Here is a 19,464-nt window from a genome sequence, read left to right as displayed (position 1 = left end):
CCGTGATGTCAGACACATTTTTCTGACATGATTCCGGGTTAAGCCTCTGTTTTACTGACAAATCGGGAAGGATCAGGGAAGTTGACCACAGATCAGGGCATAGTGTTTGCGGTATTGCTGGCCACCCTCGGGCTGTTCATCTGGAACCGGATCCGGTTGACCTGGTTGCCATGCTGGCACTGCTGGTGGTGGCGATAGCGGGCTTGGTGCCGTCGGCGGAGCTCTTTGCAGGCTTCGGCCATCCGGCGGTGATAACGGTGGCAGCGGTCCTGGTGATCAGTCAGGGGCTGGTGAATGCAGGGGTGGTGGACAGCATTGCCCGGGTACTCGGCCGTGTCGGCGACAGGCCGGCCGTCCAGGTCGCAACGCTGACGGGCGTGGTGGCCCTGTGTTCCGGTTTCATCAATAACGTGGGCGCCCTTGCCCTGCTGATGCCGGTGGCGGTCTGGATGGCACGGCAATCCGGACGGTCGCCCTCCTACCTGCTGATGCCGCTGGCGTTTGGCTCCCTGCTCGGCGGCACCATGACCCTGATCGGTACGCCCCCCAACATCATCATCGCCTCCTACCGGGAAGGTGGTAGCCATTTCGGGCTGCTGGATTTCCTGCCCGTGGGGGCGGCCATTACCCTTGCCGGTGTCGCATTCATTGCCCTGATCGGGTGGCGGCTGACGCCACGGCGAGGAGAGGCGGATGAGGGCGAAAAACTGTTCAGTGTTGGCGATTACCTCACCGAGTTGCGGATTCCCGAAGAGTCGGACTACATCGGTCGCCCGCTCCATGACCTGCTGGCGGACAACCGCGATGACGCTGACCTGGCAGTGGTGGGGCTGATTCGCAACGGCAAGCGCCAGCTGGCTCCCTCCACTTACCAGGTGCTGCAGGCCGGGGACCTGCTGCTGGTGCAGGCGGATACGGACAGTCTGCAGGCGGCGGTGGACAAGGCCGGCCTGGAGCTGGGGGAGGACAATGGCGATAACCGGGAGGACCTGGACCAGGACGATTACCGGATTGCAGAAGCCGTTGTGACCCCCGAATCCTCCCTCATCGGCCAAACGGCCAACCGTCTGCGGTTGCTGGAACGCCAGGGCCTGGTCATCATCGCGGTGGCGCGTCAGGGGCATCGACTGAAGGAAAGGGTGGGGCAGATTACCCTGAGGGCGGGGGATATATTGCTGGTTCAGGGAAAGGACGACACTCTCAATGGAGCCCTGCGGGATATTGGTTGCCTGCCACTGGCGGAACGGGGCCTGCAGTTTGGCACCCAGCGCCGTACCTGGATCGCCGGCAGCATTTTCCTGGGGGCTATCGCGTTGATACTTGCCGGTTGGCTGTCGGCCCCTGTGGCACTGGTTGGCGCGGCGGTTACCATGGTGCTGGCCGATATCCTGGACACCGCGGAGGCTTACCGGGCCATCGACTGGTCCATCATTGTTCTACTGGGGGCCATGATCCCTGTGGGTGGTGCGCTGGATTCTACTGGCGGCGCAGGCCTGATTGCGAATCAGCTGATGGCGGTCGGGCAGGGGCTCTCCCCTGCGGTGCTGCTGGTGGTGCTGGTGGCTGGCACCATGTTGCTGTCCAACGTGGTTAACAACGCGGCGGCTGCCATACTGGTGGCGCCCATCGCCCTGAGTCTCTCGTCGCAGTTGGGTATCGCCTCCGATGCGACCCTGATGGCCGTGGCGGTTGGTGCTTCCTGTGCCTTTCTGACTCCCATCGGACACCAGTCCAATGCCCTGGTGATGGAGCCGGGCGGTTTCCGGTTCGGTGATTACTGGCGCCTCGGGTTGCCGCTGTCGGTGCTGGTTGTCGCTATCTCGGTACCGGTGATCCTGCTGGTCTGGGCATGAGCCCGGCGCAGGACCGGGCGCTGTCAGGGGTGGTCCACCACGCTTACACCTGGCCGAAACAGCCCGCGCAGGATCACGTCCACCAGCGCCGGGGTCTGCTGAGCGAGGTCCCATTGGCTGGGGGCTTTCAGCCAGTCGAAGTAAATCCCCGTGAAATACGTGTGCATGGACATGGCTGCCAGTTCCGGGCTGACCCCCTCCAACAGCAAGTCTTGGACCCCGGGGGTGCTGAAGTACTGTTTGAGAAGCTCAACAGACCTGCCGGCTAAGCGGTCCTGGGCGGCCAGTCCGGTATCGGATTCGGTGCGCAGAAACAGAATGGAAAATACCCGGAAGTTATGTTCACTGGTGGCCAGCTGGCGGAGCGAGTCGATACAGATCGCCCGCAGGGCGGTAATGTCCCGCCGGTTCTCCAGCAGGTCCTCCAGCCGGGCTGTCATGGGGTTGCTGACCCGGCCAAGCATGGCCTCAAACAGGTCCTGTTTATTACGGAAGTGCCAGTAGATGGCACCTCGGGTCACACCGGCGGTGCAGGCAACCTGCTCCAGGGATGTTCGGGCAACGCCTTTTTCAAAAAAGACCTGTTCTGCCGCATCGAGAATGGCTTCCCGGGTTGCTTCGGCTTCCGCCTTGGTTTTTCTGGCCATGGTGGTCCTGGTTATAGAAAAGACTGGCCGCCAGCAGGCGACGTCAGGCAATGGTCAGTTGGCCCATTGTAGCCAGTTATTCGTTGCATACATACAGTCATGAATGTATTTTTATTTTCCTTGCCTTTTCTCACATTCACGGGAGTCCCTCGATGCTGTCTCAAAACCGGTCCAGGCCCGCTGTTACGGGCGCACTGATCGCTATCATCGCCACGTTGCTGGCAGCCTGCAGTAATGGCGATCAGGCACCGCCATCGCAGGGAGGCTCGGCAGGCCAGTCGCCGCCCCAGCAGGTCCGTGTTGAAACAGCCGAGCCTGCACGGGTAGAGGTACACGAGGAATATGCTGGTCGTGCCAGGGGCGCCCGCGAGGTAGAAGTGCGGGCACGCACCCAGGGCATTCTGGAAGGGCGGCTGTACGAAGAGGGTGAGCTGGTAGCGCAGGGCGATGCCCTGTTCCGCATTGACCGGGCCCCGGCAGCGGCGGCGGTTCAGGGTGCCGAGGCCCGTTTGCAGGTGGCCCGTGCCGAGCTGAGCCAGGCCCAGCGAGAGTGGAACCGGATTTCGTCCCTGTTTGACCGGGGCGCCATCAGCGAGCGGGATCGGGATGCAGCGCGGTCAACGCTGGAACTGGCCCGGGCCAATGTGGCGGTGGCCGAGGCAGGGCTGACCCAGGCTCAACTCGACCTGGATTACACCGAGGTCACAGCCCCGGTTTCCGGCGCAACAAGCCTGGAAGACCTGCCCGAGGGTAGCCTCGTCCAGCAGGGCACACTGCTGACCACCATTGTCCAGCACGATCCGATCCACGTTCGGTTTGCCCTCCCCGAAAACGATGCCACCATCCAGCGTCGCGCCCGTGCCGCCATGGCCGCTTCCGACGATGGCGACACTACCCTGTCTGCAGTTCTGATTACCGTCGACGGTGAAGCCTATGAGCATGAAGGTACCGTGGACTTTACCGCCAGCACCCTGGATCCCCGTACCGGCACGGTAATGGCCCGGGCGGTGTTTCCCAACAAGGAATATCGCATTGTGCCGGGGCAGTTCGTCAGGGTGCGGATCCAGCTGCAGACCCTGGAAGATGCCTTTACCGTACCGGAAAGCGCCGTCGGCCAGGGACCCGAGGGTGCCCGGGTTTTCGTGGTCGGTGACGAGAGCATAGTGGCCAGTCGCTACGTAACGCTGGGTCCGGTGGTTGATGGGCGTCAGGTAATCACTGATGGTCTGCAGGCCGGCGACCGGGTGGTTGTCAGCGGCATGGTAGCGCTGCGGGATGGCATGGAGGTTGAAGTGGCCGGAGAAGACGGGGAAGGAGCCGAGTAATGCTGCGCACCTTTATTGACCGGCCCATCTTTGCGTCGGTTATCTCCATTGTCATCCTGCTCGGTGGTGCCATTGCCCTTTTGGGTCTGCCGGTAGAGCAGTACCCCGACGTGGTGCCGCCACAGGTAGTGGTTGATGGCCGTTATCCGGGGGCCAGTGCCGAGGTGATCTCTGACGCTGTGGTAGCCCCCCTGGAACAACAGATTAACGGCGTCGATGACATGATCTACCTGGAGTCCAACGCCACGGACTCGGGCAGTTTCCGTATTACCGTGTCCTTCGAAATCGGGTCCGATCCGGACCAGGCGACCATCAACGTAAACAACCGGGTTCAGCAGGCCACGGCAAGCCTGCCCCAGGCGGTGAGGGACCTGGGGGTCACCGTGGAAGCCCGTTCCACGTCGATCCTGCAGGTTCTGGCGCTGTCATCACCGGACAGCAGCATGGATGTGGTGGAGATCTCCAACTATGCCCTGCTGAACGTGCTGGATGAGCTGGTGCGGGTGCCGGGGGTGGGTAACGCTTCCCTGTTCGGTGCCCAGGACTATTCCATGCGTATCTGGTTGCGGCCAGACAAGCTGGCCCAGTATGACTTGACCCCTGCCGATGTTGCCGCATCGATTCGCTCCCAGAATGCCCAGTTCGCCGCCGGACGTATCGGTGCCGAGCCAGCGCCACAGGGTCAGGCCTTTACCTATAGTGTGTCGGTTCCCGGACGCCTGGAAAGCACCGAGGAATTCGGCAATATCATCCTGCGCAGTGACGAAGACGGTGCCAGTCTGCGTCTGAAGGACGTTGCACGCATTGAGCTGGGCGCACAGAACTACGACTTTGACGCCACCTTTAACGGCGAACCCACCGTTCCCCTGGGTGTCTACCTGCAGCCCGGGGCCAATGCCCTGGATGCGGCCGCCGCAGTACGGGAGGCCATGGACGACATCAGCAGTCGTTTTCCTGAGGGGCTTTCCTACAGCATCCCCTATGACACCACGCGCTTTATCGATATATCCATCCAGGAGGTCATCAGCACCTTTATTGTTGCGGTGCTGCTGGTGGTCGTGGTCACGTTCCTCTTCCTCCAGCACTTCCGTGCCACCCTGATTCCCCTGGTGGCGATACCGGTCTCGTTGATCGGCACCTTTGCCGGCATGCAGGCGCTGGGCTTCTCGATCAACCTGCTGACCCTGTTCGGGCTGATACTGGCCATCGGGGTGGTGGTGGATAACGCCATTATCATCATGGAGAACGCCGAGCGCCTGATGAAGGAAGAGAAAATGTCGGCGTACCATGCCTCGGTGGAAACCGTGAAACAGGTCTCCGGCGCGGTGGTGGCATCAACCCTGGTGTTGGTGGCCGTGTTCGCCCCTGTTGCCTTCCTGGGCGGTCTGAGTGGCGAGCTGTACCGTCAGTTTGCGATCACTATCGCGGTGTCAGTGATCATCTCGGGTGTGGTTGCGCTGACGTTGACCCCGGCCATGTGCGCCATGCTGCTCGGTGGCCAGCCGAAAAAGCAGATGATCCTGTTCCGCTGGTTCGACAAGGGTTTCGAGGTCATTACCAGCGGCTTTGTAAAGGTCGTGGATTTCCTGCTCCGGCATGTGGTGCTGGGGGTATTCCTGTTTGTGGCTATGCTGGCGGGTACGGTATTCCTGTTAAACAGCATGGCGTCGGGCCTGGTGCCCAAGGAAGATCAGGGCTTCGTGCTGGTAGCCCCGTCGCTGCCCGCGGCCTCATCCCTTAGCCGTACCGCCGATATGCGGGACGACCTGGTTGCACAGATGATGGATGTGCCTGAAATCGCCAATGTGGTTGCTTTCGCCGGCTACGACATTATCGCCAGTGCCTTGCGTACCAATGCCGGGGTCTCCTTTGTCACCCTGGAAGACTGGTCGAAGCGTGAAGGGCCGGGCCAGAGCGCGGATGCTGTTGCCGGCAAGATCATGGGTATCGGTGCCGGTATGCCCGATGCGCGGGTTATGGCCTTTACTCCGCCACCTATTCGGGGGCTGTCCACCACTGGTGGCGTAGAGGGCTACGTGCAGGTACGCGGTGGCAGGACAACGGCTGAGCTCAAGTCCATTGCTGACCGGTTTTCCCAGGCAGCCAACCAGCGCCCCGAACTGCAGAACGTGCGGGTTACCCTGGACACCGGCATTCCCAAGTACGAGGCCACCGTCGACCGGGAGAAGGCACAGGCCGCCGGCGTGCCGGTGGACCAGGTTTTCATCACCATGCAAAGTACCTTCGGCTCGCTGTACGTAAATGACTTTACGCTGCTCGGGCGTAACTGGCAGGTGAACCTTCAGTCTGAAGGCGAGTTCCGCAGTCACCCGGAGGATCTGCGTCGGGTTTTTGTACGGTCCCAGTACGGCGAGATGATCCCGGTCAGTTCCCTGGTGGACCTGGAGCGCAGTGCCGGAGCGGATATTCTCAACAGGTTCAACCTTTACCCGTCAGCAAAACTGCTGGCAGATCCAGGCCCCGGTTACACCACCGGCGACGCCCTTCAGGCGCTACAGGAGGTGGGCAACGACGTATTTGACCGTAACACCCAGCTGGGCTGGACCGGTGAGGCTTACCAACTACAGGCTGGCGCCGACACGGGTGTGATTGCCTTCGGGCTCGGGTTGTTGCTGGTGTTCCTGATCCTGTCGGCCCAGTATGAGCGCTGGGGGCTGCCCCTGGCGGTGGCCACGGCCGTGCCTTTTGGTGTCTTCGGGGCGGCGGCTGCTTCCCTGTTGCGGGGCTTTCCCAATGATATCTACTTCCAGGTGGGTTTGCTGGTGCTGATCGGCCTGGCGGCCAAGAATGCGATACTGATTGTGGAGTTCGCGGCCCAGAACCGTCGTGCCGGTATGAGCAGTACCGAGGCTGCCAGTGAGGCGGCCCGCCAGCGTTTCCGTGCCATCATGATGACGGCACTGACGTTTATCGTGGGTTCCATGCCGCTGGCCTTCAGTACCGGGGCCGGCGCGGCAAGCCGGCAGGAGATTGGCACCGTGGTCGTCGGTGGCATGATCGTAGCCAGCACCCTGGCGCTGTTCTTTGTGCCGCTTTTCTTCAAGCTCATTGAAGATCTTGGTGATTGGCGGCAAAGCCGCAAGAGGCCCAGCGGGGACTAGTGTTCCATCCTCGCAGCGTTCACGAAAGCCCGGTCCGCCGGGCTTTCGTGTTTCTGCTTTCCTGGCGTGAAACCTGTAGATCCTCTTTACAGTCAAGATTTTGGTCTATGTGTATGAAATGGCGTTATTAATGGATTTTCGACGCTGCCAAAGGCCGCGCCGTGTCTCACCCTTGCGACATAAACTCCGGGCACACGGATTATTCACTTTCCGTTGATCCGGGGAATATCATTAAAAACAGCCGCTTAAAGAATAATCGAAATTCTGGCACAGGAATCGCAGTTCTCTCCTTTGCGGGCCTGGTGCATGGAGTACCTGTGAGCGCTCAGGTGTCGGAGGCCCTGAATAACCAAGAGCCAATAACGTAAAGGGAAGGGACATCATGAATACCAAGAGAAACTTGCTGGCTATGGCCATTGCGGTAGGACTGGGTGTTTCCGGGGTTGCCTGGGCGGACCAGGGTGGTGACGGAGATCCGAACACCAACGCTGATAATACCTCCACCGCCAACAATGACTATTCCGGAAATACCGATTCCGGCAATGACAACTCCACGGATAACTCGAACAATTCCGATAACTCGGACAGCAGCACTGATGTTGCGGACTCGTTCAAGATTGCAGACAGTGGAAATGATATGTCAGACAATTCGGACAACTCCGATAATTCTGACAATTCAGACAACAGTTCCAGTGTCGCCGATTCCTACAAGATCGCCGATACAGCGAACGACATGTCTGACAACTCGGACAACTCCGATAATTCGGACAACTCCGACAACAGCACTGACGTCGCCGATTCGTTCAAGATCGCGGACAGTGGCAACGACAATTCGGACAACTCCGACAACTCCGACAATTCGGATAACTCGGATAACTCCGACAACTCTGACAACAGCACCGCTGTGTCCGATTCCTTCAAGATTGCCGACAGCGGCAACGACAACTCGGATAATTCGGACAACTCCGATAATTCCGACAACTCTGACAACAGCACCACAGTCAGTGACTCCTTCAAGGTGGCCAACAGTGGCAACAGTGACAGCTCGGACAACTCCGCCAATGCCACTGATTCCTACAACTCCAACAGCAGCACCAACACGCTGACCCTGAGTGTCAGTGCGTTCATGAACACTGCGGAGCTGGATGGAACCGTGTCTGGTGTCACTACCACCTATGGGGATGCGAGCGGTGGCTCCTATACCCATGTCAGCAACAATAATGAAGTCTCCGGTGGCTCTGCGAACTTCACCGGTGTCGGTGCATTTGCCCAGAACGTCGGGACAGGAAGCGTGACTCAGGCCAATGTCAGCGTCATGTCGAACCTGACCACTGGCAACTAGGGAAATGAGGCCGTCTGCTCGCGCAGGCGGCCCGTTTTTCAGGAGAAATGCCATGGGTAGCGTCACCAGAAGGATTCTGCAGGCATCTGTGTTGCTGGGATTACTGTGCGGGCTGTCACCGGCGCTCGCAGAACAGTGGATGAATGTCTCGCCCCTGACGGATGACCAGCTGGCCAGCGCCAGCGGCCGTCAGGGCGTCACCATGCAGTGGCAGATGAACGACACGGAGCAGAACGCATCAGTCGCCGACAATGTGCTTTCCGGAAACGTGGTCACCGGCGACAACTATCTGTCAGACAGTGCCTTCGGGCACATGAACGGTATCGCCACCGTGATCCAGAACACCGGCAACCAGGTGGTCATCCAGGACAGCACCCAGATCAATATACTCATCAATCAGTAACCGGAGGTGGGGCATGGGCAGGTTCGCAGTGCTGGCAACGGGGCTGATGTGCAGCCTGCTCTGGCCCCAGGCCCAGGCTGGCTCGGTCATCGTGCCGGGTATCGGCGGGGACCTGGCCATTCCGGTGGAAAGCTATCGTGAGAAAACCTTCAGCGAAGTGATCCGCCAGCAATACGACTTCAGTTGCGGGTCCGCTGCGGTGGCTTCGTTATTGTCCTATCACTATGGACATGAAGTGACCGAACAGGAGGTGTTCCGCTCCATGTTTGCCCTGGCCGACGAGGAAAAGGTCCGGCGCGAGGGGTTCTCCATGCTGGACATGAAGCGCTACCTGGAGCTGGAGGGGTACCAGGCCGATGGCTTCCGCATGGGCCTGGCTGGTCTGCGGGAGCAGGTGCGGTTGCCAGTCATCGTGTTGATCAACATCCGGGGATTCCGGCATTTCGTGGTGATCAAGGGCATCAGTGACCAGGAAGTGCTGGTTGGGGACCCCGCCCGGGGGCTGAAAGCCTACAGTCATGGTGAATTCGGGGAGTACTGGGACGGCACCGCCTTTGTCATAAGAAGCCATCTGCGTGAAGGGCGGGCGACGTTTCGCAGCGATGGCGACTGGCCGGCACTGGCCCGTGCGCCGGTAGGAAGCGGAATCCGGGAATTGCCCGGAGCTCATACCTTGCCTTACTGGCCCTCTTCAAGGGAGTGGTGACCATGAACAATGTTTGCAGACTGATGGTTGCTGTGATGCTTTTCCCCGGCCCCCTGTTGGCAGCGACACCAGTGAACGAGGTATTGAACCTGGCGGGACCGGTGCTGGCCGATGAGGAACTGGACCGGCTGCGAGGCGGTTTTATGCAGGACGGGCTGGAGATCTCCATCGGCCTGGACCAGATCGTTGCGCTGAATGGCCAGGAACTGATTGTTAACCGACTGACCATTCCGAACCTGAACCAGAAGATGCGTGGGGAGGTGGCCCACCGTATGGAAACCGTGGTGCAGGTCATGCAGCCTGATGAACCGGCGGGCGCCCGGGTCGCCGTGGGGCCCGGTATCGGCGGAAGTGGCTGGACCACCGTCATCCAGAACAGCCTGAATTCCACGGTGATCCAGAACATCCACCGGCTCAATATCGAACTCAATAACCTTGCTGTTCACCAGCAGGTGCCACTGCACCTGGGCGAGCACCTCAATCGCCTGTTGAGCCGTTGATCCTGCCAGCACCCAGTAGTTAACGAATCAACCAGGCAGGACACTAGAGGTTGATCGGTAGCCGCAGGGTAATCTCTGCATTGGGGGCGTTGTCGGTCACTCCGACGCTCACCGCCATACTCAGGCTGGTATCCCGGGTCAGCCGCTGGGATAGACCGAAGGTCAGTGAGCCCACGTGTACCTGCTCAAACCGTGTGTCAAACAGGCTGTTATCCAGCTCATAGTCTGTCTCGCCGATGATCGAGTGGTCATAGCCCAGGCTGAACGAGGTGCGTTCGTTGAAGGCAAAGCCCATACCGAACCCGAACCGGATAACGTCACCCGGGTCGATGGTGCCACCGTTACGTTCACCCTCATCTTCCTCCATGGTCCAGACGTAGCTCAGGTTGCCGAACAGCACCGCCGGATCGGTGGGGTAGATAAATGAGATGCCTGGCTCTATGGACCAGAAGCCGGATCCGGTAGGGCGCTCCCTGAGTTCTACCCCGATGGGGTTGTTGTTGCTGTCGTAGATGATCCTCTGGCCCACGTCATAGGGACCTTCGCCGGTGGGCGCCTTTACCCGCAGGCTGCCGATCAGGTATGGCCAGCCATCCAGGCCATCATTGATCTGGTAGCGTGCCGACACTTCCACATCGCCCAGACCGTCACCGGATGACTCGCGGATGGTGTCGAGGGGCGTGCCCTGAAAAACCTCCCGCTCCCGCAGGTCTTCATTGATGATCAGGTAGGGCACCCGTATGCCAGCCTCGAAACGGCTGGAAAAGCCATACTTCATGGCCAGGGCCCCAGTGAAGATATCCCGTTGCACTTCCGAGATATTGATCAGCCCTACCAGCAAGGCGGGAATGACCGTATAGCCTTCTACGGCCACCACGGTGGAATTGCTGTGGGCATAGGAGACGGAAGGCTCGATGGTGATTCGCCCCGGGGAGGTTACGATCCCCCGGTCGTAGGTGATGGAGGCTACCTCGGTGGCCTGGTTGGAGGCGGCTTCACGGGCTTCGGAGCCCACGGTCGTGTCCGGGGCAGGTTGTTGGCTGAGCGCCGTAACCGGCAAAAGGCCCAGTGCGGTTGTCAGGGGTAGCAGGATCCGGGCTATGCGCATGGTCATTCCTTACCGGCGGGTTTGACGTCCGGGTGTGTTGGCTGAGTGGATGGTGTCTGATAACGGCAGTTGGTACTTGTCGATCAGACGGTAGAAAGAGGCACGGGAGATGCGTAGCAGACGGGCGGCCGCTGAAATGTTATGCCGGGTCAGCGCCAGGCTGCAGTGCAGGGCTTGTCGCTCAGCCCTGGACCGGAACTGGGCCAGGCTCAGGTCGTGGTGATCGTGGACATTGGCAGGAATCCCGTACAGGCCCAGGTCCATGGGCTCTATCTGCGGGCTTTCACCCAGCAGCAGGGCCTGCCGCAACCGGTTCTGCAGTTCCCGCAGGTTGCCGGGCCAGCTATGGGTAATCAGCCGCTGCATGGTGGCCTGGCTGACCGGCTTTGGCGACAGGTGGGGCGGTAGTCGTTGGAGCAAGGCCTCCGTCAGTTGGGGGATGTCCTCCGGGCGCTCGCGCAGCGGGGGCAGCTCCACTGCCATCTCACCCAGCCTGAAAAACACGTCCTGGCGGAAGGTGCCGTGGCGTACAAGCTCGGACAATGGCGTGGAAGCCGTGGCAATGAGCCGGGCGTTAATCCGCACTGGGCGGTTAGAGCCAACACGTTCAACGACCCCCTCCTGGAGGAAACGGAGCAGGTACGACTGTTGAACCAGGGAAAGTTCGTCAATACCCGCCAATAGCAGACTGCCGCCATCCGCAGCCTCCAGACGGCCCGTACGCTGACTCGTGGCATGGGTGAATGCGCCTTTCTCGTGACCGAAAAGCTCACTCTGGGTCAGTGAGACCGGCAGCGCCGCGCAGTTGATGGTGATCAGTGGGCCATGGCGGGCCAGGGACTGTTCATGGACCAGTCGGGCCGCGGCTTCCTTTCCGGTGCCGCTTTCGCCGTAGATCAACACGGGTTCACTGGTGCCCGCAAACCGCCTGAGCCTCGAAATAACATGGCGGATGGCAGCTGACTCCCCGGTGAGTGCAATCTCCTGGTAGTCGTCGCCGGTTGCTGGTGTGGCCTTCTGATGAAGTTCCGCCATGCCCCATAGGTGCCCTGCAACCATGGCCAGCCTTTCCCAGTCGATCGGTAACGTGTGATAGTCCGAGCAGTGCAGTGAGGTGAGGTAGGCCAGCTGACGGTTCAGGCTGGGCGCTTCTGGCAGGATGCCGATCCACAGGGGAATATTCAGCTGTTCAAACCAGCGGTCCAGGTGGGGAACGCCGTCTTTCGGGTAACGAGTCAGGTCCAGTATGCCCACATGTCCCTGATGCCCGTCGGGCAGTCCAAACCGGGGTGGGACCGTATAATCGAACTGATGTACCTGCCAGCCTGAGCTCAGGACACCAGGCACCTGGACAGCTTGGGTGCCATGGGTCAGCCAGGTGAGTTTGCGTTTGGAATCCATTGTGCCACCGTCCAGGTCAGCGTGCCGGGGCCCGGCGCACATTGTGTTTGGTGGATGCCGGACTTAAGCTGATCCGGGATGCCCCCTGTGGTCGCCTGCTTTGTAGCTGCTGGAATCGCGACCGGGGCATCCATCGGGTCCTGGCGGGAAAACAAACAGGTTATGTGCCATAAAATGAGAACTGCCGCATGACCAGTGTGTTAACTAAGTCACAAAAATGGCATCTGCTGCGGCGTGTAAAATATACGGACAGTTCAGCTTGTGTGAAGTCCGTCAGTGTTCCAGACAGGGCACAACCACTTAAATCGTCACTCGACTGTCAGCAGCGACATCATAGAGAGCTTCAAGAGAAGAAATATGGCAGATCGCGAAACAGCCCTGAAAGACGAAATGCTTGGCCTTCTGGAGAATGCCCGGCAACGTACCCTGGCGCTGGTCGATTCCCTGGATGACGACCAGCTACAGGTACCCTGGCACCCGGGAGTAAACCCGCCGCTCTGGGAAATGGGCCACTCCTCGTTCTTTTACGAGGTATTTGTTCTGAACCTGCTGGACGGTACCCCGAGCTATGACCCATCCATGGATGACCTCTGGGACTCGTTCCATATTGACCACCGGGACCGCTGGAACCGGGATTACTTTCCGGGCCGGGAGCAGACCCGGAACTACATGCTCACCATCTATGACAGGATCGCCCAACGCATCCGGGAGCAGCCGCTGGATGAGCGGTCGCGGTACCTCTATCGCTACGCGATCTACCACCAGCATATGCATATAGAATCCATGACCTGGTGCCGCCAGACCGTGGGCTACCCGCCGCCTCCGGGGGTGATGAAGCCCGCCTCCGCTCGCGGCGAGCAACTGGGAGATGCGCGGATTCCGGCTGGCACCTGGCTGATCGGCATGCCCGGGGAGTCAGCCGACTACGCCGGTGAAGACTTCGCGTTTGATGGCGAAAAACCTCGCCATACAGTGGCTCTGGACGCGTTCAGCATTTCCCGTGCACCGGTGAGCAACGCTGAGTTTCTCGCCTTTTTGGAAGATGGCGGTTACCGCCGTCCCGAGCTCTGGTCCTTCGGCGGTCGCAAGTGGCTTCAGAGCGAAACCGACGTAGCACTGGTCTTCGGTGAACGTGAACCGGTCTTGCGGGCGCCAAGACATCCGCTGTACTGGCGCCTGCATGAGGGCCAGTGGCAGGAGCGATTGTTTGACCAGTGGCAGCCACTGGAACCGGATGCCCCGGTGATCCATGTCTCATACTGGGAAGCCGAGGCGTGGTGCAACTGGGCAGGCCGACGTCTGCCGACGGAAACGGAATGGGAAGTGGCCGCCCTGGGGAATCGCCCGGGCGAAGCATTCCGACGCTTCCCCTGGGGTAACGAGCCGCCCACCCCGGAGCGCGTGGACATGGACACCACCATGATGGCCCGGCAGCCCGCCAGTGCTATGCCAGCTGGCGAGAGCCCCTTTGGCTGCCGGCAGATGATCGGCACCTGCTGGGAGTGGACCAGCGACCAGTTCCTGCCTTACGACGGCTTCAAGGTGGACATGTATCCATTCATGTCTACCCTGCAGTTTGGTGACCACAAGGTGACCCGTGGTGGCGGGTGTGCCACCTCGTCGGTATTGATTCGAGGCACCTATCGCCAGGCTTACCTGCCACAGCGCAATGACGTGTACACGGGTTTCCGCACCTGTGCCCTGTAACCGCCCCGCCCCGGGAGAGCGACGATGAACTTGTATGAAACCGACGAGTTACTGGGCCAATACCTGGCCTTTCATTACGGCGACAGCTATTTCGGTGTTGGCAATTATCCTGCCCGCTGCGCCAGCATTTGCCTGGAGCACATGGCCGGGCGAGAAAAAAAACGGGCACTGGACCTCGGGTGCGCGGTAGGGCGCACCAGTTTCGAACTGGCCCGGGCCTTTGACGAGGTCGTGGCGCTGGATCTCTCCAATCGCTTCATCGAGGCCGCCAACACCCTCAAGCGGGACGGTCAGATGGATTACTTCCTGCGGGAGCAGGGGGAACTGGGCACCCAGGCGACCGCCTCCCTGGCCGCTCACCAGCTCGCCAACCGTGCTGAGCGGGTCCGCTTCGAGGTGGCGGATGCGTGCAACCTGGGACCGGAGCAAGAGGGCTATGACCTGGTGTTTGCGGGCAACCTGATCGACCGCCTGCAGGACCCGGGCGCCTTTCTCTCTGGTGTCCACAAGCTGCTGAATGACAAAGGTGTACTGGTAATCAGCTCACCCTATACCCTGCTGGAGGAGTTCACGCCCCGGGGGAAGTGGGTGGGCGGGTTCGAGCGCCACGGCCAGCCGTTCACGGTGCTGGATGGCATGAAGGACATACTGGCTCCCCACTTTGACCTGCTCGGCGAGCCGGTGGATGTGCCATTCGTTATCCGCGAGACGGCTCGCAAGTATCAGCACACCATTGCCGAGCTGACGGCCTGGCAGCGGAAAGCTTAGCGTCTGATCCAGGGATCTTGTGAAACCTTTATGGCCTTGAGACAAGCCGCATCGGGGGCTGGGGCTTCGGTGGAATGTTCCGGGGTGGGGGTGCTTTCTCCGCTGCAATTCACGGTACGTCCTGTACCGACCTTGCACCGCGCCATCCATGGCGCTGCTGCGAAAGCACCCCCACCCCGAAACATCCAGACAACGGAGTTGCCTTCAGGGAAATGCCTGCAGCTTTAGTCGGGCTTTATATTTCGCGGTCTTGCCTCTTGTCTCTGTTGCGGTAACTGTAAGTTCGCACGGGGATGTGGTGGGGGACCTTTTGGAGCAGCGCCATGGATGGCGCGGTGCAAGGTCGGTACAGGACGTACCGTGAATTGCAGCGGAAAAAGGTCCCCCACCGCAGCCCCAGGCAACCAAGCCAAAATGCCCAGTCAAAACCCAGGCAGTCCCAGACCCCCACTCCAGATTGCATGAAACAATCAGGCCTTCGGCATGGGTAACTCAGGCAGCCCGGTTTCCCTGACCAGGCCCTGCATAAGCCGCATGCTGGCGTCCTCATCCCCCATATGGGCATTCAAACGGCTCAGCTCCGCCAACGTCTCCTGGCTGCGACGCAAATGCAGGCTGGTCTCGAAATACTCCCGGGCCTTGCCCCACAACTCATTACGCAAACTCAGGCGACCCAGGGCTAACAACAGCTCCGGATTGTTGGGCCGGTCCTGCAGCCAACGCTCTGCTGCCAGCAATTGCTCATCCGGCTTGGAACCACAGATGCGTCCATAAAGGTGAATCAGCTCGTCGCTCCAGTGATTGCGCAGTACTTTCCGCAGCAGCGTCTCTGCCTGGGCCTCCTGGCCGGCTTTCGCCAGCAATTCGGTATACACCCGGATGGTATGCTCGTCTCGGCGCATGGAGCTCGGCAGCTCGTCCCACAACCGGGTCAAAGTGGAAAGATCCTGGTTACCTTGCCGCCGGCACTCCTCGGCAGCCCGGTGTAGCAGGTTGTGCCAAACCGTCCGTTCCAGCCGGTCCAGTTCTGCTGGATCTCCCAACTGGCGCTTGCGCAGTTCTGGCAACAGTTTGGACAATTCCCGCCAGTCTTCCAGTCTCAGGTAGGTGTTCTTCAGCAACTTGAGAACGAACGGGTGATGGGGGGCCTGTTTTCGCAAACGTACCAGGGTAGCCAGAGCCTGCTCCAGGCGGTTGGCGTTCAGTTGCAGCTGGGCCTGGGTAATGCCCACCGCCAGGTCTGAGCCGGGAGTGCTTTCAAAGGCCTTGCGCAGCAACTCATCCACAGCGTCGTGGTCGCCGGCTTCCGAGGCGGCCTGGGCGGCGGCCAGGTAGTTGATCAGCGGGGTGTCCGCCTGCTCTGCAGAAGATTCGAGCTTCTTGCGGGCGTGGGGCCAGTTACCCTCAGCCAGCGCCAGCAGACCTTCGGTGGTCCGGCGGCGCGCCCGGCGTTTCTGACTGCGGGCGAGCCAGTGAGTAACCGCACCGGTGCCGCGGGTCAGTCGTCGTACCGCAGAGATCAGGAGCATCAGGGCCAGGGTAAGAACCACCAGCAGCACCACGCCTACCCAGAAATTGGTTTCCACCAGGTAGTTGCCCAGACTGATGCGGATGTATCCCAGGTCGTATTGCAGCCCGAGGCTCAGACCGAGGCCGAGCAACAGCGCAACGACGAGGATAATCACCAGTCGCATCATGACTCGTCGCCTCCGTTGCTGTTATCGCCGTCCATCTGCGCTTCGTTGTTGACGTGCCGGCCAGCGATACGCCCCTTGAGCAGGGACAGGGACTGGCTGATATCCGGCAGTTCCGGGTTGATTTCCCGGTCTTTCAGTTCCGCGAGGGTCTCCCGCAGGGCGGTTACCCGGTTATCGGTGCCGTCATACCAGTCCTCGAGGGAGGTGACGGCCTTCTCCATCGCCTGTTGGTAGAGGTCGTCATGCCCCCGCAGTACCGCGAGTTCGGCCTGCTCCAGCATCAGCTGCAGGTTCAGCCGGGCCCAGGCGCTCTGGTCGGGAGACAACAGGGGTTTGACCGGTTCGTCCAGTCGGCGGATGGATACCACCTCTTTCAGGCTGTCCTTCGCTCTTTGCCAGGCCCTGGCTGCCGTGTTTTCTTCAGTGGTCGCGGTGTCATCCTGGCTGGATTGGTCAGCGCTGAAGCCGGGGGCCCGTTCTTCGATCAGGGCCTGGTCGGTTAGCTGGCTGACAGCCTCCCGGGCGGCTTCCAGTCGAAGGTAAAGGCCAGTGCGGTCCACATCGGTCACGCTGCGCAGGGCCATGATCTCTTTCGACAACTGCTCACGAACCGGGTAGACACCCACGTCATCGGTTTCCCGGAGTACCTCGTCGGCGGAATTGAGGGCGGCGAGGGCCCCCCGGATATCCTGCTCTATCAGCAACCGCTGGTTGGCGATGCGCAGCAGGTACTCCGCCTCTGCCAGCAGCCAGTCGGTGCGGGTACGATTGCCCGCATCCAGCAGTTCGCGGGCATTGTGGTCGATCTGCCGCTGCTGTTCCCCCAGTGTTTGCTGCTGCTCGCGCAGGGTGTTTTCTACGGACTGGAGACGCTCACTGCGGTCACTGGAGCCCTGGTCAAGACGCTGGTCCAGCTGGCGGTTCAGCTCGCTGACATGTTCCAGGGACTGTTCAAGTTGCTGCTGGACCTGCCACTGCTGCCAGCTCCATAACGCAAGGGCAATCAGCCCGGCCAGCAGGATCAGGCAGACGATCCAGAGAGGCCAGGTCTTGCCCCCGGGAGGCGTGTTGGTATCGGGTACGGTGGCGGGCAGCTGATTGTTGGATTCTGTCACGGGCATCCTTACTGACGGTCAGGGCGTTCCGGGCGGCGGGTGGTGCCGGCCTGTTGACGAGGATAGCAGTGAATCACCCGTTCCACGATTTCCTCGTCGGTCATGCCGGTGGCACACACCACCCGTTTAAAACCGGCAGTCCGGGCCTGGCGGGCCACCCGGTCGACGGGCACGAGGAGCAGGCTGTCCCGGTAATTATGGCTGCTATTCTCACTCAGTGCGATGAAATTGTTCAATGTTTCCCCGGAAAGGGCAACGATGACGTCGGGCCGGAAGTGGTCCAGGCAGGCCTCAACAACCGTTGCCGGAGGTGTCGGCTGCTGGCGCCGGTAAAGGGGTAGTACAGTGACCCGCGCGCCCCGCTGTTCGAGGGTCTGCCGAAGCAGTTCGCGACCCTGGTCGCCCCGGGCCAGGAGTACCTTGTCGTGTTCCAGGTTCTGTAGAGAAGGTAGTTGCAACAGCGCTTCGCTGGTAAAGCCGGTGGGAGGGTGTTCCGGGGCCAGCCCGGCCCGGGCCATGACCGCTGCGGTGCCGGCCCCGACACCATACCAGTGAACACCCACCGGTAGCTGGGGCCACCAGGTATCGATACGCTCCAGCAACTGGCTGGCCGCGTAGGGGCTTACGGCGATCACGTGCTGGTACAGGTCCAGGTCGAGGATAACCTGGCGGGCCTCGGGTGTTTCCGGCAGTGGCACCCTCTCGATGGCAGGCAGCACCCGGGTGCTGGCGCCTGCAGCTTCAAAGGCGCCTGCCAGCCGGCTGGCCTGAGGTTCCGGCCGACAGATGAGTACGCGGGCGCCGGTAAGGGGCTGGCTTGTGTTACTTCGGGGTGTGGCCATAGATATCGGCGAGAATCCGGTCAGCACCCTGGCTGAGCAAATCTTCGGCGAGCTCCCGGCCCAGTTTTTCCCCGTCCTCGCGACGGCAGCGGCCCTCTGCGCGGAGAATCTGCTCACCGTTGACGGCACCCACCAGGCCGCGTAGCCACAGGGTGTCATTGTCTTCCAGCAGTGCGTAGGCAGCGATGGGTACCTGGCAGCCACCCTCCAGGCGCCGGTTGAGGGCGCGCTCGGCGCTGACCCGGTCCCAGGAATCCTTGTGGTTCAGTGGCGCCAGAAGGTCGATCAGCTCCTTGTCATCCAGGCGGCATTCGATGCCCAGGGCGCCCTGGCCTACAGCCGGCAGTGACAGTGTGTCGGGAAGGGTATAGCGGATGCGATCATGGAACCCCAGACGCTTGAGGCCGGAAGACGCCAGTACGATGGCCTGGTATTCGCCGGCGTCCAGCTTGGCGAGGCGGGTGTTGACGTTGCCACGAAGAGTACGAATGTCCAGGTCCGGCCGATAGGCTCTCAGCTGGGCTTCACGACGCATGCTGGCGGTGCCCACCACGGCTCCGTGGGGAAGCGCTTCAACGCTTTCATAATCGTTGCTGATGAAGGCATCGGTAGGATCTTCCCGTTCGCAGATGGCTACCAGGCCAAGGCCATCCGGGAACCCCATGGGGACGTCTTTCATGGAGTGCACGGCCAGGTCGGCGCGGCCGTCCAGCATGGCTTCTTCCAGTTCCTTGACGAACAGGCCCTTGCCACCAATTTTTGCCAGCGGGACGTCCAGGATCTTGTCACCCTGGGTCTTGATGCCCACCAGCTCCACTTCCACGCTGTCGTGCAGGCGCTCAAGTTCGGCCTTGATGAATTCCGCCTGCCAGAGGGCGAGGGCGCTGTTACGGGTTGCGATACGCAGTGTACGTTTTGCCATGATATC

The 19,464-nt window shown here is 60.8% G+C and carries 15 protein-coding genes and 1 pseudogene; 9 read left to right on the top strand and 7 right to left on the bottom strand.

From position 1 onward, the window contains the following. Positions 1-81 precede the first annotated feature (81 nt). Positions 82-1,853, top strand: a pseudogene (locus LJ360_RS16855) (SLC13 family permease). Positions 1,854-1,876: 23 nt separating this feature from the next. On the opposite strand, the gene LJ360_RS16850 reads toward LJ360_RS16855, so the two are convergent. Continuing rightward, a complete protein-coding gene (locus LJ360_RS16850; RefSeq protein ID WP_091852767.1) occupies positions 1,877-2,500 on the bottom strand; it encodes a TetR family transcriptional regulator in 624 nt (207 codons plus the stop codon). Positions 2,501-2,652: 152 nt separating this feature from the next. Here LJ360_RS16850 and LJ360_RS16845 point away from each other — a divergent pair, with 152 nt between their 5' ends. The 6 genes from LJ360_RS16845 to LJ360_RS16820 all read left to right on the top strand — a co-directional run bounded on the left by LJ360_RS16845 (position 2,653) and on the right by LJ360_RS16820 (position 9,898). Further along, entirely contained in the window at positions 2,653-3,825 is a 1,173-nt protein-coding gene (locus LJ360_RS16845) for an efflux RND transporter periplasmic adaptor subunit (RefSeq protein ID WP_091852763.1), read from the top strand. After that, positions 3,825-6,947 (top strand): efflux RND transporter permease subunit, encoded by a 3,123-nt coding sequence (locus LJ360_RS16840; protein WP_091852760.1) that lies wholly within the window; start codon positions 3,825-3,827, stop codon positions 6,945-6,947. The genes LJ360_RS16845 and LJ360_RS16840 overlap by 1 nt, the downstream gene beginning before the upstream one ends. 382 nt (positions 6,948-7,329) lie before the next feature. Continuing rightward, complete coding sequence (locus LJ360_RS16835) at positions 7,330-8,289, top strand: hypothetical protein (RefSeq protein ID WP_091852757.1); 960 nt, start codon at positions 7,330-7,332, stop codon at positions 8,287-8,289. Between the two features lie 52 nt (positions 8,290-8,341). After that, complete coding sequence (locus LJ360_RS16830) at positions 8,342-8,692, top strand: hypothetical protein (RefSeq protein WP_245742615.1); 351 nt, start codon at positions 8,342-8,344, stop codon at positions 8,690-8,692. Between the two features lie 13 nt (positions 8,693-8,705). Beyond that, on the top strand, positions 8,706-9,398 hold the full coding sequence (locus LJ360_RS16825) for a C39 family peptidase (RefSeq protein ID WP_091852754.1): 693 nt from the start codon (positions 8,706-8,708) through the stop codon (positions 9,396-9,398). A 2-nt stretch (positions 9,399-9,400) separates the two neighbouring features. Beyond that, positions 9,401-9,898 carry a hypothetical protein gene (locus tag LJ360_RS16820; RefSeq protein WP_091852751.1) on the top strand — a complete coding sequence of 166 codons (498 nt, stop codon included), beginning with the start codon at positions 9,401-9,403 and terminating at the stop codon, positions 9,896-9,898. 43 nt (positions 9,899-9,941) lie between these two features. Here LJ360_RS16820 and LJ360_RS16815 read toward each other — a convergent pair whose 3' ends face one another. Next, positions 9,942-11,006, bottom strand: a complete 1,065-nt coding sequence (locus LJ360_RS16815; protein ID WP_245742614.1) for a transporter — start codon at positions 11,004-11,006, stop codon at positions 9,942-9,944. 9 nt (positions 11,007-11,015) lie between these two features. Next, entirely contained in the window at positions 11,016-12,407 is a 1,392-nt protein-coding gene (locus LJ360_RS16810; RefSeq protein ID WP_091852843.1) for a sigma 54-interacting transcriptional regulator, read from the bottom strand. A 357-nt stretch (positions 12,408-12,764) separates the two neighbouring features. Between LJ360_RS16810 and senA the strand changes: the two genes are divergently transcribed. Further along, positions 12,765-14,114: a selenoneine synthase SenA gene (gene senA, locus LJ360_RS16805; protein WP_091852748.1), complete on the top strand. Its 1,350-nt coding sequence runs from the start codon at positions 12,765-12,767 to the stop codon at positions 14,112-14,114. A gap of 24 nt (positions 14,115-14,138) precedes the next feature. Further along, positions 14,139-14,882, top strand: a complete 744-nt coding sequence (locus tag LJ360_RS16800; protein ID WP_091852745.1) for a putative 4-mercaptohistidine N1-methyltransferase — start codon at positions 14,139-14,141, stop codon at positions 14,880-14,882. A 470-nt stretch (positions 14,883-15,352) separates the two neighbouring features. On the opposite strand, the gene LJ360_RS16795 is transcribed toward LJ360_RS16800, so the two are convergent. From LJ360_RS16795 to hemC, 4 genes are read right to left on the bottom strand one after another with little or no spacing between them, the layout of a single operon-like run. Then, on the bottom strand, positions 15,353-16,579 hold the full coding sequence (locus LJ360_RS16795) for a heme biosynthesis HemY N-terminal domain-containing protein (RefSeq protein ID WP_264994484.1): 1,227 nt from the start codon (positions 16,577-16,579) through the stop codon (positions 15,353-15,355). Next, a complete protein-coding gene (locus tag LJ360_RS16790; protein ID WP_091852739.1) occupies positions 16,576-17,700 on the bottom strand; it encodes a uroporphyrinogen-III C-methyltransferase in 1,125 nt (374 codons plus the stop codon). The genes LJ360_RS16795 and LJ360_RS16790 overlap by 4 nt, the downstream gene beginning before the upstream one ends. A 2-nt stretch (positions 17,701-17,702) precedes the next feature. Further along, entirely contained in the window at positions 17,703-18,536 is an 834-nt protein-coding gene (locus LJ360_RS16785) for a uroporphyrinogen-III synthase (protein ID WP_091852736.1), read from the bottom strand. Beyond that, entirely contained in the window at positions 18,517-19,458 is a 942-nt protein-coding gene (gene hemC, locus LJ360_RS16780) for a hydroxymethylbilane synthase (RefSeq protein WP_091852840.1), read from the bottom strand. Before hemC ends, LJ360_RS16785 begins: the two co-directional genes overlap by 20 nt. Positions 19,459-19,464 lie beyond the last annotated feature (6 nt).

This window comes from Marinobacter sp. AN1 (genome assembly GCF_026013985.1).
GTDB classification, from domain to species: Bacteria; Pseudomonadota; Gammaproteobacteria; order Pseudomonadales; family Oleiphilaceae; genus Marinobacter; species Marinobacter segnicrescens.
This window is presented reverse-complemented; position numbering and strand designations above follow the sequence as displayed.